This window comes from Pseudomonas sp. GW821-FHT07F05, assembly GCF_059418765.1.
This window is the reverse complement of the sequence record NZ_JBWKQL010000018.1, coordinates 17,354-42,495: the sequence shown is the minus strand read 5'-3', so window position 1 is coordinate 42,495 and position 25,142 is coordinate 17,354. Positions and strand designations below refer to the sequence as shown.

The 25,142-nt window shown below is 59.6% G+C and carries 18 protein-coding genes and 1 pseudogene; 5 read left to right on the top strand and 14 right to left on the bottom strand.

Annotation, left to right across the window (positions count from 1 at the left end):
* Positions 1-65 precede the first annotated feature (65 nt).
* Entirely contained in the window at positions 66-1,331 is a 1,266-nt protein-coding gene (locus AC07RO_RS24935; protein ID WP_495087325.1) for an MFS transporter, read from the top strand.
* A gap of 251 nt (positions 1,332-1,582) precedes the next feature.
* Here the strand turns inward: AC07RO_RS24935 and hemE are convergent, their stop codons facing one another.
* The 12 genes from hemE to AC07RO_RS24875 form a co-directional block, all read right to left on the bottom strand.
* On the bottom strand, positions 1,583-2,647 hold the full coding sequence (hemE, locus tag AC07RO_RS24930) for a uroporphyrinogen decarboxylase (RefSeq protein WP_346629396.1): 1,065 nt from the start codon (positions 2,645-2,647) through the stop codon (positions 1,583-1,585).
* A 132-nt stretch (positions 2,648-2,779) separates the two neighbouring features.
* Positions 2,780-3,544 (bottom strand): S1 family peptidase, encoded by a 765-nt coding sequence (locus tag AC07RO_RS24925; RefSeq protein ID WP_346629397.1) that lies wholly within the window; start codon positions 3,542-3,544, stop codon positions 2,780-2,782.
* 320 nt (positions 3,545-3,864) lie between these two features.
* The gene (locus tag AC07RO_RS24920) at positions 3,865-5,283 is read right to left on the bottom strand and encodes an FAD-dependent oxidoreductase (protein ID WP_346626913.1); all 1,419 of its coding nucleotides are present in this window, start codon (positions 5,281-5,283) and stop codon (positions 3,865-3,867) included.
* Positions 5,284-5,404: 121 nt separating this feature from the next.
* Complete coding sequence (gltB, locus tag AC07RO_RS24915; RefSeq protein WP_423570981.1) at positions 5,405-9,850, bottom strand: glutamate synthase large subunit; 4,446 nt, start codon at positions 9,848-9,850, stop codon at positions 5,405-5,407.
* 358 nt (positions 9,851-10,208) lie between these two features.
* The gene (locus AC07RO_RS24910; RefSeq protein ID WP_495087324.1) at positions 10,209-11,834 is read right to left on the bottom strand and encodes an SPOR domain-containing protein; all 1,626 of its coding nucleotides are present in this window, start codon (positions 11,832-11,834) and stop codon (positions 10,209-10,211) included.
* A 10-nt stretch (positions 11,835-11,844) separates the two neighbouring features.
* Entirely contained in the window at positions 11,845-12,948 is a 1,104-nt protein-coding gene (gene aroB / locus AC07RO_RS24905) for a 3-dehydroquinate synthase (RefSeq protein WP_122625541.1), read from the bottom strand.
* Positions 12,949-13,078: 130 nt separating this feature from the next.
* Complete coding sequence (gene aroK / locus AC07RO_RS24900) at positions 13,079-13,597, bottom strand: shikimate kinase AroK (protein WP_192171211.1); 519 nt, start codon at positions 13,595-13,597, stop codon at positions 13,079-13,081.
* A gap of 4 nt (positions 13,598-13,601) precedes the next feature.
* A complete protein-coding gene (locus AC07RO_RS24895; protein ID WP_282368776.1) occupies positions 13,602-15,686 on the bottom strand; it encodes a type IV pilus secretin PilQ in 2,085 nt (694 codons plus the stop codon).
* 53 nt (positions 15,687-15,739) lie between these two features.
* Entirely contained in the window at positions 15,740-16,267 is a 528-nt protein-coding gene (locus tag AC07RO_RS24890; RefSeq protein WP_065986622.1) for a pilus assembly protein PilP, read from the bottom strand.
* Entirely contained in the window at positions 16,264-16,911 is a 648-nt protein-coding gene (gene pilO, locus AC07RO_RS24885) for a type 4a pilus biogenesis protein PilO (protein WP_192171213.1), read from the bottom strand. Before pilO ends, AC07RO_RS24890 begins: the two co-directional genes overlap by 4 nt.
* On the bottom strand, positions 16,908-17,477 hold the full coding sequence (locus AC07RO_RS24880; protein ID WP_495087323.1) for a PilN domain-containing protein: 570 nt from the start codon (positions 17,475-17,477) through the stop codon (positions 16,908-16,910). Before AC07RO_RS24880 ends, pilO begins: the two co-directional genes overlap by 4 nt.
* Positions 17,477-18,541, bottom strand: coding sequence for a pilus assembly protein PilM (locus tag AC07RO_RS24875; protein WP_074890782.1), 1,065 nt, complete (start codon positions 18,539-18,541; stop codon positions 17,477-17,479). The genes AC07RO_RS24880 and AC07RO_RS24875 overlap by 1 nt, the downstream gene beginning before the upstream one ends.
* 209 nt (positions 18,542-18,750) lie before the next feature.
* On the opposite strand from AC07RO_RS24875, the gene AC07RO_RS24870 reads away from it, so the two are divergent.
* Positions 18,751-21,225 (top strand): penicillin-binding protein 1A, encoded by a 2,475-nt coding sequence (locus tag AC07RO_RS24870; RefSeq protein WP_495087344.1) that lies wholly within the window; start codon positions 18,751-18,753, stop codon positions 21,223-21,225.
* Between the two features lie 365 nt (positions 21,226-21,590).
* Here the strand turns inward: AC07RO_RS24870 and AC07RO_RS24865 are convergent, their stop codons facing one another.
* Positions 21,591-21,815 carry a DUF2188 domain-containing protein gene (locus AC07RO_RS24865; protein ID WP_495087322.1) on the bottom strand — a complete coding sequence of 75 codons (225 nt, stop codon included), beginning with the start codon at positions 21,813-21,815 and terminating at the stop codon, positions 21,591-21,593.
* 700 nt (positions 21,816-22,515) lie between these two features.
* Positions 22,516-23,289 (bottom strand): hypothetical protein, encoded by a 774-nt coding sequence (locus AC07RO_RS24860; protein WP_495087321.1) that lies wholly within the window; start codon positions 23,287-23,289, stop codon positions 22,516-22,518.
* Between the two features lie 392 nt (positions 23,290-23,681).
* Here AC07RO_RS24860 and AC07RO_RS24855 point away from each other — a divergent pair, with 392 nt between their 5' ends.
* The 3 genes and pseudogenes from AC07RO_RS24855 to AC07RO_RS24845 all read left to right on the top strand — a co-directional run bounded on the left by AC07RO_RS24855 (position 23,682) and on the right by AC07RO_RS24845 (position 25,115).
* Complete coding sequence (locus tag AC07RO_RS24855) at positions 23,682-24,098, top strand: hypothetical protein (protein ID WP_495087320.1); 417 nt, start codon at positions 23,682-23,684, stop codon at positions 24,096-24,098.
* Complete coding sequence (locus tag AC07RO_RS24850; RefSeq protein ID WP_495087319.1) at positions 24,095-24,472, top strand: hypothetical protein; 378 nt, start codon at positions 24,095-24,097, stop codon at positions 24,470-24,472. The genes AC07RO_RS24855 and AC07RO_RS24850 overlap by 4 nt, the downstream gene beginning before the upstream one ends.
* A 287-nt stretch (positions 24,473-24,759) precedes the next feature.
* A pseudogene (locus tag AC07RO_RS24845) lies at positions 24,760-25,115 on the top strand (transposase).
* The last annotated feature ends 27 nt before the right edge of the window (positions 25,116-25,142 follow it).

Here is a 25,142-nt window from a genome sequence, read left to right as displayed (position 1 = left end):
GGAAGCGATCGTTAGCCGGCTATATTCTTTTGCCACTGCGTCCGCTCTTCCGTCTGAGGTCACCCGTGAATACTGCTGCATCCCCCGCCGCGTGTGCCGAGTTCGCCACAGCGGCCATCCCGTTGGGCGATTCCTACATCGAGAAGGACACGCCCGCTTTCATCCGCACGGTGCTGGCGCTGTTCTCCGGCGGTTTCGCGACGTTTGCGCTGCTGTACTGCGTGCAACCGATGATGCCGGTGCTGTCGCGGGACTTCTCCATCAACGCTGCCCAGAGCAGCATGATTCTGTCGGTGTCCACCGCGATGCTGGCGATCGGATTGCTCATCACCGGCCCTATCTCCGACCGTCTCGGGCGCAAGTCGGTGATGGTGTTCTCGCTGTTCTCGGCCGCCCTTTTCACCATCGCCAGCGCACTGATGCCCACTTGGGAGGGCGTGCTGATCACGCGGGCGTTCGTGGGCTTGTCGCTGAGCGGGTTGGCCGCTGTCGCGATGACCTACCTCAGCGAAGAAATCCACCCACAGCACATCGGCCTGGCAATGGGCCTGTACATCGGCGGCAACGCCATCGGTGGCATGAGCGGCCGGGTGATCACCGGGGTCTTGAGCGATTACGTGAGTTGGCACACGGCGCTGTTCATCATGGGCATCATTGCGCTGGGCGCGGCGGGGGTGTTCTGGAAAATCCTGCCGCCGTCGCGTAACTTCCGCGCCCGCCCGCTCAATGGCCGCAGCCTGCTGGAAGGCTTTGTCCTGCAGTTCCGTGACGCCGGGTTGCCGTGGTTGTTTCTTGAAGGCTTCCTGCTGATGGGCGCGTTCGTAACGCTGTTCAACTACATCGGCTACCGCCTGCTGGCCGACCCGTACAACCTGAGCCAGGCCGTGGTCGGCCTGTTTTCGGTGGTGTACCTGTCCGGCATCTACAGCTCGGCGAAGATCGGCGCACTGGCCGACCAACTGGGCCGTCGTAACGTCCTGTGGGCCGTGATCGTGCTGATGCTCGTCGGTGTCGCGCTGACCATGTTCACCCCGCTGCTGGTGGTGATCGTTGGCGTGCTGATGTTCACCTTCGGCTTCTTCGGCGCCCACTCCGTCGCCAGCAGCTGGATCGGCCGCCGCGCCATCAAAGCCAAAGGCCAGGCCTCGTCGCTGTACCTGTTCAGCTACTACGTAGGCTCCAGCGTCGCCGGCACCGGCGGCGGCGTGTTCTGGCACTACGCCGGCTGGAACGGCATCGGCGCCTTCATCGGCACCCTCCTGCTGATCGCCCTCGCTGTGGCGCTGAAACTGGCGAAAGTGAAGCCGTTGGCGGTGAATGTGCAGGTTTGAGGCAAGGGTCACATCGGGCATTCGCCGCTGTTTTAGTGGGACCGGCTTCAGCCGGGAAGACAACCTTATGTGCGCCCTGAATTTTGCAGCGTGACGCCTGACGTCTTCCCGGCTAAAGCCAGTCCTACATTTGCGTTACAGCCACTCTCACTGGCTGCACGCGCTATCTGTTCGCGATCAAAGCTCATGCAGCCTAAACCCCACACAAAAACGCCCGGCATGTGCCGGGCGTTTTCAGGTCTGCGAACTGCTTATTGGTGGTACTTGGCCGACATTTCGTGCACTGCTTCGATGAAGGCGCCGGCGTTGGCCGGGTCGACTTCGGGGGTGATGCCGTGGCCGAGGTTGAAGACGTGGCCGGTGCCGCTGCCGTAGCTGGCGAGGATGTTCGAGACTTCCTGGCGGATGGCGTTTGGGTTGGCGTAAAGCACGGTCGGGTCCATGTTGCCTTGCAGCGCGACTTTGCTGCCGACACGACGGCGGGCTTCGCCGATGTCGCAGGTCCAGTCCAGGCCCAGTGCGTCGGCGCCGGCGTCGGCAATGCTTTCAAGCCACATACCGCCGCCCTTGGTGAACAGAATGACCGGCACTTTGCGCCCGTCGTGCTCACGGATCAGGCCGTTGACGATCTTGCGCATATAGGCCAGTGAGAACTCCTGGTACGCCGCGGCCGACAGGCTGCCGCCCCAGCTGTCAAAAATCTGCACCGCCTGAGCGCCTGCGAGAATCTGGCCGTTCAGGTACGCCGTCACCGATTGCGCCAGCTTGTCGAGCAGCAGGTGCATGGCGTGCGGGTTGTCGTAGAGCATGGCCTTGGATTTGCGGAAGTCCTTGGACGAGCCGCCTTCGACCATGTAGGTCGCCAGGGTCCACGGGCTACCGGCGAACCCGATCAGCGGAACGCGTCCGTTGAGCTCGCGGCGGATGGTGCTGACTGCGTCCATGACATAGCCGAGATCTTTCTGGGCGTCAGGGATTGGCAGCGCTTCGATATCAGCCAGGGTGGTGACGGTTTTGCGGAAGCGCGGGCCTTCGCCGGTTTCGAAGTACAGGCCCAGGCCCATGGCGTCGGGAACGGTGAGGATATCGGAAAACAGAATGGCGGCGTCGAGTGGATAGCGCTCAAGGGGCTGCAGGGTGACTTCACAGGCGAACGCCGGGTTCATGCACAAGCTCATGAAGTCTCCGGCCTTGGCGCGGCTGGCGCGGTACTCCGGGAGATAGCGGCCGGCCTGGCGCATCATCCATACAGGCGTGACGTCAACAGGCTGCTTGAGCAGGGCGCGAAGGAAACGGTCGTTCTTCAGGGCAGTCATGTCGGCATCCGGAAAAAAAGTGCGGGCATTTTCTCAGACACCAACGCAAAAGGCACGGTCGGTGCCGTGCCATTTATTTATCGGGGCGATTTGTCGCATCAATGCCCTGCCGGCTTTGCTGACGTCGGCGACCTATTGGTTGTCCTCCATCGTCTTTGTAATCCAGCCTGCGAAGTGAGCGACTCTGGTGTACTGACCGGCATTCATCCACAACGAACGACTGACCAGTCCGATTTCAAGGTAGTGGCTGCCTGACTTGTAGAGCAGAGGCCCCCCGGAATCGCCAGACGCCTGATTGTATCCGGCGCAGAGGTTGACCAATGGATCGAAGTGGGTGGCCGGGTAGCCGGGAGGCACTTCGATACACGCCTTGTCCTCCAGCGTCTCGCCAAGGCCTTGATACAGCACATCTGGCCCGTATCCCGTCTCGGTTCTCCCGAACCCGATCAGCGTCACGGGGTAGCCAACCCCCGGCTCCATCACAGACTCGGCCCCGTCGAACTCAAGGAAATCGGTACTGTTGGCCGCGCGCTCCAGCTTGATCAATGCAATATCGTATCGCCCGCTGTGATCAAACTGCGGATGCCCGTAGGTGGCCTGGATCCTGACCCGGTCCTTCTCGACGACAGTCGGCCGGTATTGTTCCAGGCCAATGCTCACGGAGTGAGGAGCCTGGCCGTCGATGCAGTGTTCAGCCGTCAGTACCCACCGCGGCGCAATCAATGCAGCGCCACAGAGGTGCGACCCATCCTCTTTGACAATCGCTGCAAAGAACGGGTACTGCCCTCTCGGGGCTGGCTCTCCTCCGACGATTTTTTTGCTTTCATTCACACCGGCCCATTCACCACAACCGGTCAAAAAAGCCGCAAGGCCAAGACAGCAAACTAACTTGTTCATTTTTCGCTCCGTGATCCAACAGGCCGCCAGACACCGGCCCGTGCTTCCATTCAATTTCAGAAAGGCTCGCTAGCGTCCGAGACCTTGCCGAATTAGAAACTTATTGAATCGTGTTGGGAACTGTCAGAAATGACACTCGTAGCGGTGCCTGACGTTTTCACGAACGGGAGAGCCGAGGAAGGAAACGAAAAAGATGTGGAAGCAGCTGCCAGCATGGAGCAGCTGCAAGCTTCAAGTAGAAGCAGATCGCGTCTGCTTGTAGCTTGTAGCTTGTAGCTTGTAGCTTGTAGCTTACCGCTAGCAGCTTGCCGCAGGCGTCATCAGACGCCCAGATAATCCAGAATCCCTTCAGCCGCATTCCGGCCTTCAAAGATCGCCGTCACCACCAGATCAGAACCGCGCACCATGTCGCCGCCGGCGAAGATCTTCGGGTTGCTGGTCTGATGTTTGAACTGGCCCTGCTCCGGTGCCACGACGCGGCCCTGGCTGTCCATCTGGATGCCCTGCAGATCGAACCACGACGCCGGGCTTGGACGGAAACCGAACGCGATGACCACGGCGTCCGCCGGGATGATCTCTTCGGAACCCGGAATCGGCTCGGGGCTGCGACGGCCGCGCGCATCCGGCTCGCCCAAACGCGTTTCGACGACTTTCACGCCTTCGACCCGATCCTCACCAACGATGGCGATGGGCTGACGGTTGTAGAGGAACTTCACGCCTTCTTCCTTGGCGTTCTTCACTTCCTTGCGCGAGCCGGGCATGTTTTCTTCGTCGCGGCGATAGGCGCAGGTTACTGACTTGGCACCCTGGCGAATCGACGTGCGGTTGCAGTCCATCGCCGTGTCACCACCGCCCAGGACCACGACCTTCTTGCCCTTCATGTCGACGAAATCTTCCGGCGACTTTTCAAAGCCCAGGTTGCGATTGACGTTGGCGATCAGGAAATCCAGCGCATCGTGCACGCCAGGCAGGTCTTCACCGGGGAAGCCGCCCTTCATGTAGGTGTACGTGCCCATGCCCATGAACACAGCGTCGTACTCTTCCAGCAACTGCTCGACGGTGATGTCCTTGCCGATCTCGGTGTTGAGGCGGAACTCGATGCCCATGCCGGTGAAGACTTCGCGGCGATTGCTCAGCACGCTCTTCTCGAGCTTGAACTCGGGGATCCCGAAGGTCAGCAGACCGCCGATTTCCGGGTTCTTGTCGAACACCACCGGCTTCACGCCGCCACGCACCAGAACGTCAGCGCAGCCCAGGCCGGCCGGGCCTGCGCCGATGATCGCCACGCGCTTGCCGTTTGGCACGACGCGGGACATGTCCGGACGCCAGCCCATTGCGAAGGCCGTGTCGGTGATGTACTTCTCGACCGAACCGATGGTCACCGCGCCGAAGCCGTCGTTGAGGGTGCACGCGCCCTCACACAGACGGTCCTGCGGGCACACGCGGCCGCAGACTTCCGGCAGGGTGTTGGTCTGGTGCGACAGCTCGGCGGCCGCGAGGATGTTGCCCTCGGCCACCAGCTTCAGCCAGTTGGGAATGAAGTTATGCACAGGGCATTTCCATTCACAGTACGGGTTGCCGCAACCCAGGCAACGGTGCGCCTGATCGGCCGACTGCTGAGGCTTGAAAGGTTCGTAGATTTCCACGAACTCTTTCTTGCGCTGACGCAGCAGTTTCTTCTTCGGATCTTTACGCCCGACTTCGATGAACTGGAAGTCGTTACTGAGACGTTCAGCCATGGTGTTAAAACTCCTGACTACAGCCTCAAGCGCCAAGCTTGAAGCTGCAAGAAAATCATGTTCGCAGGCACTCGCGCGCTGCCGTTAGCGTGCGGCTTGAAGCGTGCCGCTCGCAGCTGCTTTACTGCGGATTCGCGCGGGTGCTGGACAACAGCGACTTCAAGCTTGCGGCCTTCGGCTTCACCAGCCAGAAGCGGCGCAGGTAGTCGTCCAGGTTTTCCCAGAGATTGCGGCCCCATTCGCTGTCGGTTTCGGTCACGTACTCGGCCAGCACGCGCTCCAGGTGGCTGCGATAGGCTTCCATCGCTTCACCGCTGATGCGCTGAATCTCGACCAGCTCGTGGTTGACCCGGTCAACGAAGGTGTTGTCCTGATCGAGCACGTAAGCAAACCCGCCCGTCATGCCTGAGCCGAAGTTGTAGCCGGTCTTGCCCAGCACGCAGACGAAACCGCCGGTCATGTATTCGCAGCAGTGGTCGCCCGTGCCTTCCACAACCGTGTGGGCGCCGGAGTTGCGCACCGCGAAACGCTCACCCGCCGTACCCGCCGCGAACAGCTTGCCGCCGGTCGCGCCGTACAGGCAGGTGTTGCCGATGATGGCGCTGTCCTGGGTTTTGAACGGGCTGCCTTTTGGCGGCACGATGACCAGCTTGCCGGCGGTCATGCCTTTGCCGACGTAGTCGTTGGCGTCGCCTTCCAGGTACATGTTCAGGCCGCCGGCGTTCCACACACCAAAGCTCTGCCCGGCCGTGCCCTTGAAGCGGAAGGTCACTGGCGCATCGTTCATGCCCTGGTTGCCGTGGAGCTTGGCGATTTCGCCGGAAATCCGCGCGCCGATGGAGCGGTCGCAGTTGCAGATGTCCAGTTCGTAGTCGCCGCCGCTCTTGGTCTGAATGGCGGAGATCGCCAGTTCCACCATCTTCTCGGCCAGCAGGCCCTTGTCGAACGGCGGGTTGCGGTCCACCTGGCTGAACTGCGGTTTGTCGACCGGAATGTGGTCGCTGCCCAGCAGCGGCGTCAGGTCCAGATGCTGCTGCTTGGCGGTTTCACCCGGCAGGATCTCCAGCAGATCGGTACGCCCGATCAGCTCTTCCAGCGAACGTACGCCCAGCTTCGCCAGCCATTCGCGGGTTTCTTCAGCCACGTAGGTGAAGAAGTTGATCACCATGTCGACGGTGCCGATGTAGTGGTCCTTGCGCAGCTTGTCGTTCTGAGTCGCGACGCCGGTGGCGCAGTTGTTCAGGTGGCAAATGCGCAGGTATTTGCAGCCCAGCGCGATCATCGGCGCGGTGCCGAAGCCGAAGCTTTCGGCGCCGAGGATGGCCGCCTTGATAACGTCCAGGCCGGTTTTCAGGCCGCCGTCGGTCTGCACCCGAACCTTGCCGCGCAGGTCGTTGCCGCGCAGGGTCTGGTGGGTCTCGGCCAAGCCGATTTCCCACGGCGAGCCCGCGTATTTGATCGACGACAGCGGCGATGCACCGGTGCCGCCGTCATAGCCGGAAATGGTGATCAGGTCGGCATAGGCCTTGGCCACACCGGCCGCAATCGTGCCCACGCCTGCTTCAGCCACCAGCTTGACCGAAACCAGTGCGGCCGGGTTGACCTGCTTGAGGTCAAAGATCAGCTGCGACAAGTCTTCAATCGAGTAGATGTCGTGGTGCGGTGGCGGCGAGATCAGCGTCACGCCCGGCACTGCGTAACGCAGCTTGGCGATCAGGCCGTTGACCTTGCCGCCTGGCAGTTGCCCGCCTTCACCCGGCTTGGCGCCCTGGGCGACCTTGATCTGCAGCACGTCGGCGTTGACCAGATACTCAGGCGTCACGCCAAAACGGCCGGTCGCGATCTGCTTGATCTTGGAGCTGCGGATGGTGCCGTAGCGCGCCGGATCTTCGCCGCCCTCACCGGAGTTGGAGCGCGCGCCCAAGCGGTTCATCGCCTCGGCCAGCGCTTCGTGGGCTTCCGGCGACAACGCACCCAGCGAGATGCCCGCCGAGTCGAAGCGCTTGAGAATACCTTCCAGCGGCTCGATTTCATCGATGCCCAACGGCGTGTCGAGCTCTTTGACCTTCAACAGGTCGCGGATCATCGACACCGGACGGTTGTCCACCAGCGCTGTGTATTCCTTGAATTTGCTGTAATCACCCTGCTGAACGGCGGCTTGCAGCGTCGCCACCACATCAGGGTTGTACGCGTGGTATTCGCCGCCGTAGACAAACTTCAGCAACCCGCCCTGCTGGATCGGCTTGCGCGCGCTCCAGGCTTCAAAAGCGAGGGCTTTCTGCTCGGCTTCGATGTCAACGAAACGTGCGCCCTTGATGCGGCTCGGCACGCCACGGAAGCTCAAATCGCAGACTTCTTCCGACAGGCCGATGGCTTCGAAAAGCTGCGCGCCGCGGTACGAAGCGACGGTCGAAATGCCCATCTTCGACAGAATCTTGAGCAGGCCTTTGGTGATGCCCTTGCGGTAGTTCTTGAAGACTTCGTACAGATCGCCCAGCACTTCGCCGGTACGGATCAGGTCGCCCAGCACTTCGTACGCCAGGAACGGATAGACCGCCGACGCGCCGAAGCCGATCAGCACCGCGAAATGGTGCGGGTCGCGAGCCGTTGCTGTCTCGACAAGAATGTTGCTGTCGCAGCGCAGGCCTTTTTCGGTCAGGCGGTGGTGCACCGCACCGGTGGCCAGCGATGCGTGAATCGGCAGTTTGCCGGGTGCGATATGACGGTCGCTCAGGACAATCTGGGTCTTGCCCGAACGCACGGCTTCTTCAGCCTGATCGGCGATATTGCGCACGGCCGCTTCCAGGCCCGTGGCTTCGTCATAGTTCAGGTCGATGATCTGACGATCAAAGCCCGGACGATCCAGGGTCATCAGCGAGCGCCACTTGGCCGGGGAAATGACCGGCGAACTGAGGATCACGCGGGAAGCGTGCTCCGGCGATTCCTGGAAAATGTTGCGCTCGGCACCGAGGCAGACTTCCAGCGACATGACGATGGCTTCACGCAGCGGATCGATCGGCGGGTTGGTGACCTGCGCGAACTGCTGACGGAAATAGTCGTACGGCGTGCGGACACGACGGGACAATACCGCCATCGGCGTGTCATCGCCCATGGAGCCGACCGCTTCCTGGCCCTGCTCACCCAGCGGGCGCAGGATCTGATCACGCTCTTCGAACGTGACCTGGAACATCTTCATGTACTGCTTGAGCTGATCCGGGTTGTAGAAGGCCGAACCGTGGTCATGGTCTTCCAGCGTCGCCTGAATACGCAGGGCGTTCTTGCGCAGCCACTGCTTGTACGGATGGCGCGACTTCAAGCGGCTGTCGATGGCATCGGTGTCGAGGATCTGGCCGGTTTCGGTGTCCACGGCGAAGATCTGACCCGGACCGACACGGCCCTTGGCAATCACGTCTTCCGGCTTGTAGTTCCACACGCCGATTTCCGAGGCGAGGGTGATGTAACCGTTCTTGGTGGTGACCCAGCGCGCAGGACGCAGGCCGTTGCGGTCAAGCAGGCAGACGGCGTGACGACCTTCGGTCATGACGATGCCGGCCGGGCCGTCCCACGGCTCCATGTGCATGGAGTTGAATTCGTAGAACGCGCGCAGATCCGGGTCCATGGTCTCGACGTTCTGCCACGCCGGCGGCACGAGCATGCGCACGCCACGGAACAGGTCGATGCCGCCGGTCACCATCAGCTCGAGCATGTTGTCCATGCTCGAAGAGTCGGAACCCACGCGGTTGACCAGCGGGCCGAGCTCGTCGAGGTCCATCAGGTCGTTAGTGAACTTGGTGCGACGGGCCTGAGCCCAGTTGCGGTTACCGGTGATGGTGTTGATCTCGCCGTTGTGGGCGAGGAAGCGGAATGGCTGAGCCAGTGGCCATTTCGGCAGGGTGTTGGTCGAGAAACGCTGGTGGAACACGCAGATCGCGGTTTGCAGGCGCTCGTCGTTGAGGTCCGGGAAGAATGCCGTGAGGTCACGCGGCATCATCAGGCCTTTGTAGATGATGGTCTTGTGGGAAAAGCTGCAGATGTAGTGGTCGGTGTCAGCGGCGTTGGCCACCGAGGAGCGACGACGTGCGCAGAACAGCTTGATCGCGAATTCCTGATCGCTCAGGCCTTCACCGCCGATGAACACCTGCTCGATCTTCGGCAGACGCTCGAGGGCAAGACGACCCAGAACGCTGGTGTCGATCGGCACCTGGCGCCAGCCGATCAGGGTCAGGCCGGCCGCGAGGATTTCACGGTTCATGTTTTCGCGGGCGGCTTCAGCCTTGGTGTCGTCCTGATTGAGGAAGACCATGCCTGCGCAATACTGGCGCGGAAGCTCGACGCCGAAGTGCTCGGTGGCCACCGCACGCAGGAAGGTGTCAGGTTTTTGCATCAACAGCCCGCAACCGTCACCGGTCTTGCCGTCGGCGTTGATCCCACCCCGGTGGGTCATGCAGGTCAGGGCTTCGATAGCCGTCTGCAACAGGTGATGACTTGGCTCGCCTTGCATGTGGGCGATCAGGCCGAAACCACAGTTATCCTTGAATTCTTCTGGATGGTACAGACCTGCTTTCATAGACACATTCTCACCAGGCTGCCTCTTAACGAGACAAATTTCTTTTCAATTCAACCATTTACCATCCACGCCGAACGTATGCCGGCTTTGCGGGAGCAAAAGGGAGGTCATTGTACACAGCGACACAAGTCCTCACAAATTTGACGACGAAGTGTCGCAAATTTATGTCGCATTCATGAAAGGTTTTATATCGATTCTCGTGCTAGCCAGGGCTTTTTTGCGAGTCTGACCAATGAGAGCCCGAAGATCAATGCGTGTCTGAGACGCAGACACCGCAAGGCGCGCTGCTCGTTGGCAGCACGCTCATGCGTGATATCGGGAGGGCCAAGCGAGGGACCTGGATAAGGTCCCTGCGTCATCAGCGGGCGGCGGCGAGTTCCTGTTGGATACTGCCGACAGTACGAGGCCAAGGTTTACCAGCCTGAACCTTCTCTGGCAAGGCCTTGATAGCGGTCAGTGCCGCATTGCGGTCAGCAAAGCTGCCGTAAGTCACCACGAACAGGGGCTTGCCCTGCAGGGTTTTCTTGAAGTAACGGTACTCGGCGCCCTGCTCTTTCACGTAGCTCTGAGCGGTGGCTTCAGAGCTGGTGCCGAGGATCTGCACCACGTAATGGGTCGGAGCCTGACCTGCGTACCAGCCGCTGCCCGCAGCGCCGGACGCTGCGGCCGCCGCTGCTGGCTTGGCCGCTGGTGCCGGGGCAGGTTTGGCGGTGGCCACTTGCGTCGGCGCTGGCGCAGGTTTCGCAGCCGCCGCCGGAGCAGGCGTTGGTTTGGCAGCCGGGGCCGGACGCGGTGCCGGAACCGGCTGCTGCGCCATGGTCGGTGCAGGACTTGCCGTCGCGCCCGCCGGTGGCGCAGTGGTGGTCACCGTCGGTGGCTGCAGCGATTGGTTGGCTGCCGGGCCGCCATCTTCCCCATCACCTTCGCCCGAGCCCGCAGCTTCAGCCAGTGGCGCGCGGGTCGCCGGTTGCGAGCCGTTCATCGGCAGCGGCATCGGCTGCGAATTTCCGGCGAATTCGATGGCCGGGCCACCGTTGTTCGATTGTTGCGCCGGCGCCTGGCCCTGACCCAGAGGCAGTTGAGCCTGAGAGTTGGCTGGCGCGGTGGCAGGTGCGTTGCTGCGGCCTGGAATCAGCCACGCCGCGAGAACGGCTGCGACAACAACCCCACCCAAAGCCAACACGTGTTTCTTAGGCATTTTTAACCCCATACTTGGACGCTTGACCGCAGAGCGGCTGGCAATCATGGCTTCGATCATCGAGTCGCGCGCGACCTGGTTGATCGCGCCTGGCCATCCACCGGACTGCTCGTGGATATCAGTGATCTGCGCGGCGCTGAACAACTCAACGCCCTGCCCTGCGCCCTCGAGGCGCTGAGCCAGATACTCACGGGTTTCTTCTTCGGTATACGGCGCGAGCTCGATAACGTGGAAGCGTTCTTCCTCGGTACCGCTCTCGGCGCACAGCTGATCCAGGCGATCAATGATCGAAGCCTCGCCGAACAGGAAGACATGCGGACGCCCTTCCGGGGTGCCTGCTGCCAATCCCAACAACGCTTCGAGTGCGGATTCGCCCAGTTGTTCGGCATCGTCGACCAGGATGTAGACTTCCTGACCGGTCAGCGCCAACTGCACGACCTGCGCCAGGATCGGGCGCATTTCCGCTTGAGCGACGTTCAGCGCCTGAGCGACCTGACGCAACACGCCCGTCGCATCACCGGCGCCACGCGCCGACACCACAACGCTCTGCACCGATTGCTTGTTGGTGCTCGCCACCAGTGCCTGACGCAGCAGCGTCTTGCCGCTGCCCTGAGGCCCGGTGACGACCAACAGCAACTGGCTGTAGCGCGCGAGGTGATGCAGCTGACCTAGCACGGGCTTGCGCTGTGCCGGGAAAAATTTGAAGCCGGGAACCCGCGTTGCAAAGGGGTCATGACTCAACTGGTAATGACCGAGGAAGGCCTCATCGGCGTGCAAACTAGTCATGGATTTCTCATTAACCTCTAAGCTGATCCACCAAGGCGCGGTAGTCCGCGACCAGTGTGGCCTGTAGTACTTCTTGTGGATATTCGTCCGTTACCACTGCTTCACCGATGCGACGCAACAGCACCAGGCGCAGACGACCGTCAATGACCTTTTTGTCCACCGCCATGTGCTCGAGGAAGTGCTCGGGCGTCATGTCTTCCGGCGGAACCACCGGCAAGCCGGCGCGCTGGAAAATACGGATGCCGCGGTCACGTTCCTGCTCGCTGATCCAGCCCAGACGCGCCGACATTTCCAGCGCCATCACCGTGCCCGCGGCCACCGCCTCGCCGTGCAGCCATACGCCGTAGCCCATGTGAGTTTCGATGGCATGGCCAAAGGTATGACCGAGGTTCAGCGTGGCACGCACGCCCGACTCTCGCTCATCGGCGCCAACCACCGCAGCCTTGGCGGCGCAGGAACGCTCGATCGCCGTGGTCAGCGCGGCCTGATCCAGCCCGCGCAGCTTGTCGACATTCTCTTCGAGCCACGTCAGGAACGGTTCGTCACAGATCAAACCGTATTTGATGACCTCGGCAAGACCGGCGGACAGCTCGCGCTCAGGCAGGGTGTTCAGCGACAAGGTGTCGATCAGCACCGCGTTGGGCTGGTAGAAGGCGCCCACCATGTTTTTGCCCAGCGGGTGATTGATGCCGGTTTTGCCACCGACCGAGGAATCGACCTGGGACAGCAACGTGGTCGGCACTTGAATGAATTCGACGCCGCGCTGGTAACAGGCAGCGGCAAAGCCGGCCATGTCACCGATGACGCCGCCGCCCAACGCAATCACGGTGGTTCGGCGATCATGGCGTGCGGTGAGCAGCGCGTCGAAGATGGTTTGCAGGGTTTCCCAGTTCTTGAAGGCTTCTCCGTCGGGAAGCACGATCGGCAAGACGCTGTAACCGGCGAGGGAGCGGGTGAGGCGGTCCATGTACAACGGCGCGACGGTGGCGTTGGAAACGATCGCCACCTGTTTTCCGGCTATGTACGGCTTGAGCAACTCGGGCTGATCCAGCAAGCCTTCGCCGATATGGATCGGGTAGCTGCGTTCGCCAAGCTCGACCTTGAGTGTCTGCATGTGTCCCCACGCTGTTAACAATTGGTTGCCTGTGCGGGTCTTGAAAAACGCCGACACCGGCTATGGCGCAAGGCCATGTAGCGACCCCACTTTTTATGGTCGCCGAGGATAGCGCATTTCCGTCTGCGCTTTAACGGGGAGGAAGCTCGGCCAGCAAGGCGAGGATGTCGATAACCACCATTCGCGGGGGCCGCTCATCGGTTTCGATGATGACATCGGCGATCTCGCGGTACAGCGGATCGCGGATCTCCAGCAGCTCACGTAGCACGCGCGCCGGGTCAGCCGTACGCAGCAAGGGGCGATTACGATCTCGTGAGGTACGGCCCACCTGCTGCTCAACCGACGCGTGCAAATACACCACCCGACCGCCGGCGTGCAGGGCGCGACGGTTTTCTTCGCGCATGACCGCGCCACCGCCGGTGGCCACGACCACGCCATCCAGCGCGCAGAGTTCGGCGATCATCGCTTGCTCACGATCGCGAAAGCCCGCTTCACCTTCCTTGTCGAAGATCCAGGGAATATTGGCACCCGTTCGCAGCTCGATTTCCTTGTCGGAATCCTTGAACGGCAGTCGAAGCTCTTTGGCCAGCAAGCGACCGATGGTGCTTTTGCCAGCCCCCATCGGCCCCACAAGAATTAAATTTCGCACAGAATCAACGACTCACAGCAATCGCCTGGTTATTCATGATACGCGGAGTGAGAAACACCAACAGCTCGGATTTTGACTCCGAAACCACATCGCGCCGGAAAAGGCGGCCAACATACGGCACATCGCCTAAAAATGGCACCTTGTCGACGACTTTACTCTGCGTATTCGAGAATACGCCACCAATTACGATGGTCTCGCCGTCGGCCACCAGCACCTTGGCGTTCACTTCGTTTTTCTTGATCGGCGGCACACCCAGCACCGTATTCACGTAGTCCGGCTCATCTTTCGTGACCTTGACCTCCATGATGATGCGGTTGTCAGGGGTGATCTGCGGGGTCACCTCCAGCGACAGCGACGCCTCTTTGAACGACACCGAGGTCGCGCCACTGGAACTGGCTTCCTGATAAGGCACTTCCGTACCTTTCAGAATTTTCGCCGTTTCCTTGTCCGACGTAACGACCTTCGGCTGCGAGACCACTTCGCCGTTGCCGCTTTTCTCCATGGCCGTCAGCTCAAGGTCGAGAATCGTGTTGTTGGTCAGGAAGCCCAGGCCGATCGAGGAGGTGGCATCGGTCACACCCATGTCCACGTAAGGACCATTGGTCGCTGATGCGCCCGAGACCGTGCCATTACCGCCGGTGGTGAAATTGCCTTTGTTGCTCGAACCACCCCAGCGCACGCCCAGGGCCTTGTCGTAATCGACGTTGGCTTCAACGATGCGCGCTTCGATCATCACCTGACGCACCGGGATGTCCAGTTGCGACACGATGCGGCGCAGCTCGTCCAGACGATCCTGGGTCTGGTAGGCAATGATGTTGTTGGTGCGCTCATCGACGGTGATCGAACCACGCTCGTCGGTCTTAGATTCAGCGCTGGTCACCGACTGAAACAGCTTGGCAATGTCGGCGGCCTTGGCGTAGTTCACCTGCAGCAACTCGCGGCGCAGCGGGGCCAGCTCGGAAATCTGCTTGAGGGATTCCAGCTCCTGGCGCTCACGCGCGGCGATCTCGTCAGCCGGACCGACCAGCAAAACGTTGCCGATCTTGCGCTTGTCCAGGCCTTTGGTCTTGAGCACCAGATCCAGCGCCTGATCCCACGGCACGTTCTGCAGGCGCAAGGTGATGCCGCCCTGAACGGTGTCGCTCGCCACCAGATTGAGGTTGGTGAAGTCAGCGATCAGTTGCAGCACCGAACGCACGTCGATGTCCTGGAAATTCAGCGACAGCTTCTCGCCGGTGTAGACCAGTTTTTCCGAGTTGCGGCGCTCCTGATCTTCGTTGGTCAAGGGACGCACGCTGATGGTCAGCTTGTTGTCGGTCTGGTAGGCGGAGTAATCGAACGCACCGGACGGTTCGATGGAGATACTCGCCTTGTCACCCGTGGCGCTGGAATTGACGAACTGCACCGGGGTGGCGAAATCCTTCACGTCCAGACGCACGCGCAGCGGTTCAGGCAATTGCGTTTTGGCGAAGTCGACGCGGATCTTGCCGCCCTGCTCCTGAATGTCCGGGGCAATGCCGGTGTCGCTCAGCTCGATGATGACGTTGCCTTCACCCAACTCGCCGCGCTGGAAGTCGACGTTTTTCACCGAACGCGGGCCTGGCGCATACGAGCGAGCAACAGGTTTCGATTGAGCGGCAGGCCCACTTGGCACACTCACCCGCGCCGCGCCCATGGCGGTGCTCGGCTGCGAGCCCTGGGCCGCAGCAGCGCCCTGGCCCACGACCACGAACAGGTTGTTGCCATCGACACGCGAGCTGTAGGGCGCAAGCGTGGTGAGGTTGATGATCACCCGCGTGCGGTCCTTGGCTTCGACGACCACAACGCTGTGGGCGTTGCCTGAACCCAGGTCACGGCTCTTGATCGCCAGTTGGCTGGTGACCCCCGGCAGGTCCAGCGCAATGCGCGCCGGTTGCTCGGTGGTGTAGCCGCGCGGCGCCGCCACCGGACCGTCGAAGGACAGTTTCAGTTCGACTCGATCCCCCGGCAATGCAGCCACATCCAGCGTCTTGAGGTTAGCCGCCTGGACAACCGGTGAAAGCATCGCCATCCCTAGCGACAGGCCGATAATCGAGAGAATCCTGTTCATGTTCACATTCCACCACTGTGCCGATCCGAAGGTGCTTCGCTTGCTTGCCGTCTTCATGAGCGCTCCTTGAGGGAAATACTGAGCGGGCGCTCCAGCCACGCCCCCTCTCCATCCGGAACGATTTCCATCACTTGCACCGCCGAGTCGGTGATCGCCGTGATCCGGCCATCGTTACGTCCCAGGTAATCGCCCACTTTCACCCGATGTACGCCACCCGCCCCGCGAAGCAGCGCGAACGTGCCGGTTTCATTGCTCAACGTGCCGACCATTTCAAAGGAGTCGATGTTGAAGCCTTCGAGGAACTGCTTCACCCGCGTCGGATCAGGCTGCACCAGGTGCGAGCCCTTTGGACGGTTGACCAGATCAATCTTGATCGGCGGCTGAAACGGACTGCGCAAACTGGCCGCCGCATAGGTAAAGGCTTCGTACGGCCGAAATTTGGGCATCGGCTCGATGGTGCCCACCGGCCGCGCGCGCACCTCGGCCATGAACTGCTTGAGATCGTCAAATTCGTTCGAGCTGTCGCAACCCGCGAGCCCCATCAGCGTGACACCGACGCACAACCAACGCATCGCCCTCATTTCGCTGGCCCTTTCGTGTCGACGTTCTGAAGACCTTTGTCGTTATAGCGGTAGGTCTTGGCAAGGATGCTCATGCGCAGCTTCCCGGGGGACTTGGCGTCCAGCGGTTTGATCTCGAAGTCATGCAGGGTCACGATTCGCGGCAGGCTGGCGACGCCGCTGGCGAAGGTCGCGAGGTCGTGATAACTGCCCGTCACGGTAATCTGGATCGGCAATTCGATATAAAACTGCTGGGCCTCTTCGGGGAGCAGCTTGATCTCCTCGAACTCCAGGCCGCTGCCCAGACCGGTGCGGGTGATGTCCTCCAGCAAGCCGGGGACTTCAGTGTCGCTTGGCAACTGCCGCAGCAAGGCGCCGAAGGTGTTTTCCATCTCCACCATCTGGCTCTTGTAAGCCGCGAGGTTGGCAGCCTGATACGCCTTGGTCGCGAACTGCTCTTTCAGTGCGGTCTCTTCGCCACGGGCCTGATCGAGCTGAGTCTGCATGTCCTGGATATAGAAGAAATACCCACCGGCCAACACCAGCGCCAGCAACAACGCGCCGGCAATGGTCTTCACCGCGGCGGGCCAGGAACCCAGGTTATTGATGTCCAGGTCGTTGATGTCGATCTTTTTCAGGCTGTCGAGCCAATCATTCATGTTCATGGCCTGCCCCCCTCAACCGCTGGCTGCGTCTGGCGCACCGTCAACTGGAAAGTGTTGGTCTGATCCACGCCGCCCGCCGCAGTGTTTGCCTTGACCTCGGTCAGACTCGGCGACTCAAGCCAGTCAGACGCATCCAGATTACGCAGCAGATCCGAAACCCGGTTATTGGATTCGGCAGCCCCGGAGATGCTGATCATCTGCCCGGTCATCTTCACGTCGTTGAAATAGACACCATCGGGAAGGGTACGGGCCATCTGATCGAAGATGCGCCCGATGATCGGCCGGTTGCCTTGCAGGTCCTGAATGATCTTCATCCGCTCCAGCAGTTGCTTGCGACGTGCCTTGAGCTCGCTGATCTCTTTGATGCGCGCGTCGAGCTGGACGATTTCGGTTCTGATGAATTGATTGCGGGCGTTTTGGTGGGCAATGGCACTGCTCAAATATTGATCAGCCAAAAGAATGGCGCCGATGCCCAGCACCAGCACACCCGCCAGCGCCAGGATGAAGCGCTTCTTGCGCTCCTCGCGTTGCTGTTCGCGCCAGGGAAGTAAGTTGATCCGTGCCATTAGTCAAAGCTCCTCAGGGCCAGACCGCAAGCGATCATCAGTGCGGGAGCATCGCTGGCGAGCGCGCCGGCGTTGACCTTGACGCTCAGTGCCATGTCAGCAAAGGGGTTAGCCACCAGCGTTGGCGTGCCGAGGCGCTCCTGGATCAGCCGATCAAGACCGGAAATAGAGGCGGTCCCGCCGGCCAGCATGATGTAGTCGACGCGGTTGTACTGGCCGGCCGCAAAGAAAAACTGCAGCGAACGGGACACCTGCTGCACCACGGCGTCTTTGAACGGCTGCAGGACTTCCATGACGTAGTCGTCGGGGAGCCCGCCCTGCTTTTTCGCAAGCCCGGCCTCGCTGACGGACAAACCATAGCGGCGCTGGATTTCTTCGGTTAACTGGCGACCGCCAAATAATTGTTCGCGGGTATAAATGATGCGGCCGTTGTGCAGCACGCTGAGGGTGGTCATCGTCGCGCCGATGTCGATGACGGCGACCGTCAGCTGTTCGTGGTCCTGGCCCAACTGCGCAGACAACAGACCGAACGAGCGCTCCAGCGCGTAGGCTTCGACGTCGACCACGCGGGCGGTCAGCCCGGCCAGTGCCAGAGCAGCTTCGCGCACCTCGACGTTTTCCTTGCGGCAGGCGGCGAGCAACACTTCGACGCGTTCTGGATTACGGGCTGAATAGCCCTGGACTTCGAAATCGATGGCGACTTCTTCCAGCGGATAGGGAATGTACTGATCGGCCTCGATCTTCAGCTGGTTTTCCATCTCGTCGTCGGAAAGCCCCGCATCCATCTCGATGGTCTTGGTAATAACAGCCGAACCCGCGACAGCAACCGCCGCGATTTTGACGTTACTCTTGGCTTTTACCAGCAAACGCGTCAAAGCACTGCCGACGCCTTCGAGCTCCGCGATGTTCTTTTCGACCACTGCGTTGGCTGGCAGTGGCTCGACCGCATAAGACTCGACCTTGTAACGGTTGCCGGAACGACTTAGCTCCAGGAGCTTGACCGAGGTGGAGCTAATATCGATCCCCAGAAGGGTGTTGGCCTTCTTACTGAAGAGTTCGAACACAACCGATTCCCTATGCGTTTCCGTCACTTACGGATGATTTCTAGTCCAGTGCCACTGTCGGCTGACTTGACAGTAGCGCAAATAACGCTCGACGACGAAAAATGCTTATAATGCCCAGCGTTTTTTTCGTGTACCAAAGCTTCAAGGCGTGTTCATTTGTAAATGCCTGCGTCTAACTCATTCTTTTTTCTGGAAATCCAAAAGCCTTGATACGCCTGCTGAAGTTTGTCTGGTGGTCCATCGTCGCGGTCGTCTGCGGGCTGCTCCTCGGCCTGAGCGGCGCCTTTCTCTACCTGGCCCCGAACCTCCCATCGGTCGATGCGCTGCGCAATATCCAGCTGCAGATCCCGCTGCGCGTCTTCAGCAGCGACGGCAAGCTGATTGCAGAGTTTGGCGAAATGCGCCGCTCTCCCATCCGTTTCGCCGACATTCCGCCCAATTTCATCCATGCCCTGCTGTCCGCCGAAGACGACAACTTCGAGAACCACTATGGCGTGGACCCGAGCAGCCTGATGCGCGCGGCCAGCCAACTGGTCAAGAGCGGTCACATTCAGTCTGGCGGCTCGACCATCACCATGCAGGTCGCGAAAAACTATTTCCTGACCAGCGAGCGCAGTTTTTCGCGCAAAACCACCGAGATTCTCTTGGCCTTGCAAATCGAGCGCCAACTTACTAAGGACGAGATTCTCGAGCTGTACGTCAACAAGATCTATCTGGGTAACCGCGCTTACGGCATCGAGGCCGCAGCGCAGGTTTACTACGGCAAATCCATCCGCGACCTGAGCGTTGCGCAGATGGCAATGATTGCCGGCCTGCCCAAGGCTCCGTCACGATTCAACCCACTGGCCAATCCGGTGCGCGCCAAAGAGCGCCGCGACTGGATTCTTGGCCGCATGTTCAAGCTGGGGAAAATCGACCAGAACACCTACCAGACTGCCCTTGCCGAGCCGATCAACGCCAGCTATCACGTTCAGAGCCCTGAAGTGAACGCGCCGTATATCGCTGAAATGGCGCGCGCCGAGATGGTGGGTCGTTATGGCAGCGCAGCCTATACAGAAGGCTTCCGCGTCACCACTACTGTCCCGAGCGGCCTGCAGGAAGACGCCAACAAGGCGGTGCAGGACGGCCTGATCGAATACGACCAGCGCCATGGCTATCGCGGGCCTGAGAGCCGATTCGCAGGCCTGACCCGCGAGGGCTGGGTGCAGGAGCTGAGCAAACAGCGTCCGATCAGCGGTCTGGAGCCGGCCATCGTCACTCAGGTCGACAAGACCGGAATCCGCGTCCTGACCCGCAACGGCGAGAACGAAGAAACCGTCACCTGGGACAGCATGAAGTGGGCCAAGGCGTTCCTGAACACCAATAGCGTCGGCGCCAATCCCAAGCAGCCCGGCGATGTCGCCCATGTCGGCGACCTGGTGCGCCTGCAGCGCCAGGCGGACAACTCGCTCAAGTTCAGCCAGCTTCCGGTGGCGCAGAGCGCGCTGGTTTCGCTGGATCCGCAGAACGGCGCGATTCGTGCGCTGGTCGGCGGCTTCGCGTTCGAGCAAAGCAACTACAACCGCGCGATGCAGGCCAAGCGTCAGCCGGGCTCCAGCTTCAAGCCGTTCCTGTATTCGGCGGCGCTGGACAACGGCTACACCGCCGCCAGCCTGGTCAACGACGCGCCGATCGTATTCGTCGACGAGGCCATCGACAAAGTATGGCGGCCAAAGAACGACACCGGCACCTTCCTCGGTCCGATTCGGCTGCGCGAGGCGCTGTACAAGTCACGTAACCTGGTGTCGATCCGCCTGCTGCAAAGCCTGGGCGTGAACACCGCGATCAACTACATCACCCGCTTTGGCTTCAACAAACAGGACTTGCCGCCCAACCTGTCCCTCGCACTGGGCACTGCAACCCTGACGCCGATGGAAATCGTCGGCGGCTGGAGTGCGTTCGCCAACGGCGGCTACAAGATCAGCCCGTACCTCATTCAGAAGATCGAGGACCGTGAAGGCAAAACCCTGTTCGTAGCCAACCCGCCGACGGTGCCTGCCAACGACCCGAACCCGAAAGCGGTCAGCGAGGCGGCCATCAGCAGCGCATCAACCTATGCAGCGCCAGAGACCCCGCCACTGACGGCCAACGTCGTACCGAACGCACTCGACGCGTCGGGTGCAGCGCCAGCACCTGTCGTGGCGGAACGGATTGTTGACGGTCGCACGGTCTACATCCTCAACAGCATGCTGCAGGACGTGATCAAACGCGGTACTGGCCGCCGTGCCCTGGCGATGAACCGTCCGGACATCGCCGGTAAAACCGGGACCACCAACGATTCGAAAGACGCGTGGTTCACTGGCTATAACGCGGATTACGTGACGACGGTCTGGACCGGTTTCGATCAGCCGGAAAGCCTGGGTCGCCATGAGTTCGGCGGCACGGTCGCGCTGCCGATCTGGATGAAGTACATGAGCGCCGCGCTGAAGGACAAACCGCCCCATGTTCAAGCCGAACCGGACGGCATCCTCAGCCTGCGCATCGATCCCGTCAGCGGCCGCTCCGCCACACCGAGCACGCCGGGCGCGTTCTTCGAACTGTTCAAGAGCGAGGACACACCGCCTAGCGTGAACGAACTCGGCGGCAGCCCGCCTCCAGGCAGCCCGCTGCCGGCGGACGAATCGGCGCCGATCGATTTGTTCTAGATATCAGTCACAAGCCGTCGACACAGATGCGCTCATTGAGCGACCGGCAGAAGAGGGTTGTGACGATGCAGTGGTGGGATCGGGTAATCTGGCCGTCTTGCTTTAGGATTCGTGAGAGACGCAGGTAGCGTCAAGGAAGCAATGGAAAGCGCGACGGCGGACGTCCTTCGTGGGGTCCAAGTGCCAAGCTGATTGAAGCAACGCCGGCCTTTTAAACCTTACAGGCGTCCCTGAGGTCATGGGGCCGCCGTGAACAGTCACCACACGCTCCATGCCCCACGGAATCAAGGTGCGGATTGATCCGGAAGATGTCTGCGATCAGATCATCTCGGTTCGCTCCACCTACCCCACTCCCCAAGCACTGCTCAGCCTTTGCTGCTACGCGGGTCGGCTGACCGTGGGTAGGTACGCTCCTCTTCAAACGTGCCATCTGCCTTTTTAATTTTGACGGAGGCAGTTTTACCTTCAAAGAAATCTGAAAGCGTGCTCACGAGTTTCTTCTTGGTAGCGGCACGTTTAGAAGCGCGCTGCGCACCGGCTTTCTTTAGCTCCCAACCGTCTGCAGTCGGGCTCACGTAGTAGTTATCCATTCATCCACTCCATCTCGTGAAAATGGTCGACTATCGTCATAAGAACCTAATTCGCTTGAGAGACGCCAAGCAAATCCGTAGTGAAGCCTGTAGGTCGATCGCTGATTTCAACCTTTCAGCAAAGCCATGGACTGGCACGACAAGCACTTCGTGCGCAAACGCCTCTCCCGTCTCAAGGACATCCGTTCAGGATCCACCAGCCCAGAACTCATCCGCTATCTAGACAGTGCCATCGAGCCTGAAACGCTCCGGACTGCATCCGGCGTAAGCGCTAGCCGGTCTAAGATGAATTATCTGCTGCAGCTCAACCAATCAGGCCGCTGGAGCCCTCTTCAGCTTCGAAGCTCTCTCAAAGTTTCTGACGTCAGAGCTGGGGAAGAATATCCCGGCGTTGTCGGTCACCTTTCTTGATCGAGTCAGCGCTTAGGTAAGCGCGATCAGCACATTCTGCACACTGGCACTTGGGGTCGCTGACCAAGCCGGTGCTCACAGGAACGCCTCTTATGTGGCTCCTGGGACTGCTGATGTATGGGCTTTCTCGCTGGTCGCAAGATTTCTGACAACCGACTTCATCAACTACGTCATCGTGACGCGAACTCAGCGTTATCTGAGCACGCTCCTGAGCGCTGATGCTTAGGACACTGGCGTGAGCGCTATGTGAATAAAGCGACGTGATCCTTACGCTGCCCAGATAGCCCTATTACTCTATACCGCCGTAACCTTTCATAGCGCCCAGTTGGACAGCCATCACTACCGACATTAGGCTAGTGCCGATCATCAAGCTCTTCCTCTCTTTGTAGGTGTGAAATATCCCTACCAGGCGAGTGAGCGACCAATCGTTAGAGAGCTCATGTCCGGCAGGCCAAGAAAATATACCGCCACCACTGACCCCTCGCGGACTAAGCGGATTCATCTTTTTGCCATCCAATGGGGAAATAGCATTTTTCTTACGAAACGTTATGATGATGCTTGATTCGTTGCTTAACTCCAGCTCACTGTATATCTCAGGCGATGCCGAAAGCCCACGATAGGACGCAAACTCAGAGCTAAAAACACCATTCTTCTGGCTCGCTTTACTTACAGGATAGCCGCAAACTGAATAAATACCCGGCTCAGCCACGTCGTGAATAATATCGAATCTAGACTGATGTAAAGGCTTGAAATACGCGGTCAGGCTTCTAGCGAATCCGCTGTCCAGCCTGAAATAGGCCACATCTACCGTATCATCATCCCTCCTGCTTTCAGGCAATAGATCTACATAGGCCATATAGCCATTAATTTCGGATATGCCGTTTTTTGTGGGAACCATCAAGCTACCGTGCTCAGCTATGTCGGTAACATGCGCTGCTGTGAAAAGAAAAGGCATTCCTTGGAATTCAGTGAAAATACCGGTTCCAACCTGCTCAAGTTTTCCAGTGCGTAGGTGTTCGATAAATATGGGGACAAGGGAATCGTGTGGGTCAATGGCGTACATATATGGCCTAATTCAAATGAATACCAGTTGGTGCGAATTCTTGAACAGCTGTGACGGATAGCAGTGTTAACCTTCTCGTCAGACCTATCTGGACTGAGGATTTCAGTCCTCCAACGACAAGATCAAGTTGGGCAGACACCATTGATGAGCACCTGAATTTTGCAGGCTAGGTGAAGGCATAGGCCCGCAGAAAACACTACTCGAACCATACGGCGCATGTCTATGAAAGTGACTCTTGCACCACTTTCAGATGTCTTCACCTCTAGAAGATTTTCAGCGGGCACGCCTGCAAACGCTTGATTTAGATAGAGTCGAACAGATATATACCTCCCCACTTGCTGCATCAGTAGGGACCTAATGATGACTCCGCATCAACTCTAAGGAAGATTCTGATGACCTTCGATTTCCGAGAATTCGTGGCCAAGTTAGACAGGCTCAAAACCGCAGATGCCGAGGCGCAAGCACGTAAGGCATTTACCCTTCCACCGAACCACCTTCAAAAAGAATTCATCATTCGCGTCCAGCTCAGCCATGAGCACCATTACGACGGCCTCCACAAATTGATGGAAGACAGTAGTCTTTCCCGCACCGTCATTACCCAGGACGGCGTCAAACGCGACCTCCCCAACGCCATGTTCTACCTTCGCGCCCAGACCAGGGATGCAACGAGTGAGCAGGTGCTCCATGCCGTCACGACGATCCTGGCCGATCACGCCAAACGGCACCCGTTGGAGAACCTCAACCCGCAAATCATGGTCATGGACGCGAAGAATCTGTACCTGAAGCTCGATAAAAGTAAGCAGCCATGATCGGCCATACCTATGGTTTTCCAGACTCTGATTGGGCGCGAGCGAAAACTGCGGCGCGCGAAATGCTGATCAGACGCGCTCGCCTCAGAAATCGTGAATTGGTTACGTACAGTGAGTTGGTAACCCAACTTCCGCTGCCAATTTCACATGACGATCATCGCCTGAGCTTCCTACTCGATGAAATCTCGACTGAGGAATACACCGAGGGTCGAGGCTTCCTGACCGCTCTGGTTGTCCATAAAAGAGACATGTCACCGGGCGCTGGCTTTTTCACGATGGCTCGTCGTTGCGGTATCGATTTCGACAATGAAGAAACGTTTTACCGGGATGCCTTCAATGAAGTGGTTGGTTACTGGCGCGCTCATCAGGATTGAGGGATCGAGAGTGTGCTGCCTGCAACTTTTCTATCTCGCCAGCACGTGTGCAACCATGACTCCGTATGACAGATAGCGGCTGAGTCGCAGCCGCTACCTTGCGAAACTCACTCAAAATTGCACATCAGGCGCATTTACTGAATCGCGTACCCAGCGCATGCATACTGCGCCCTCTTGGCACCAAGCAGCGAAAAACGATCTTCCATCGCATGAAAGATCGTCACATAGATGGCTTCGTAGCTGATCATCTGCCAACGAATGTTTTCAGAGTTGATGGATCTACTCTCTTGGAGCGCAGAGCATTGATCAGGGATCTGGTTCCTCCAGAGCAGAAAATGGGTCGCCCACGGAGTCGTGATCGTCTGGTACTCCATGGAATCCTGTGGATCCTGTGCTTGGGCGCAGCCTGGCGTGACCTGCCGGAACGCTTTGGACCCGCGTCAACGGTGTATCAGCGCTTTCGTGACTGGCGCGATGACGGCACGCTCGAGCAGCGGAACATCACTGAGCGGATGTTTGGCTGGCTAAGGAGAACCGCAGAATAGGGACCCGCTACGACAAGCTTGCCAGGAGCTTTGCAGCCATGGCCACGCTGGGCTGCAGCCTGCGTCGTATGCGGCAATACTTTTCGTACAAAACCTAGGGAAGCCGCGAGTTTGAAGCGGCAAGT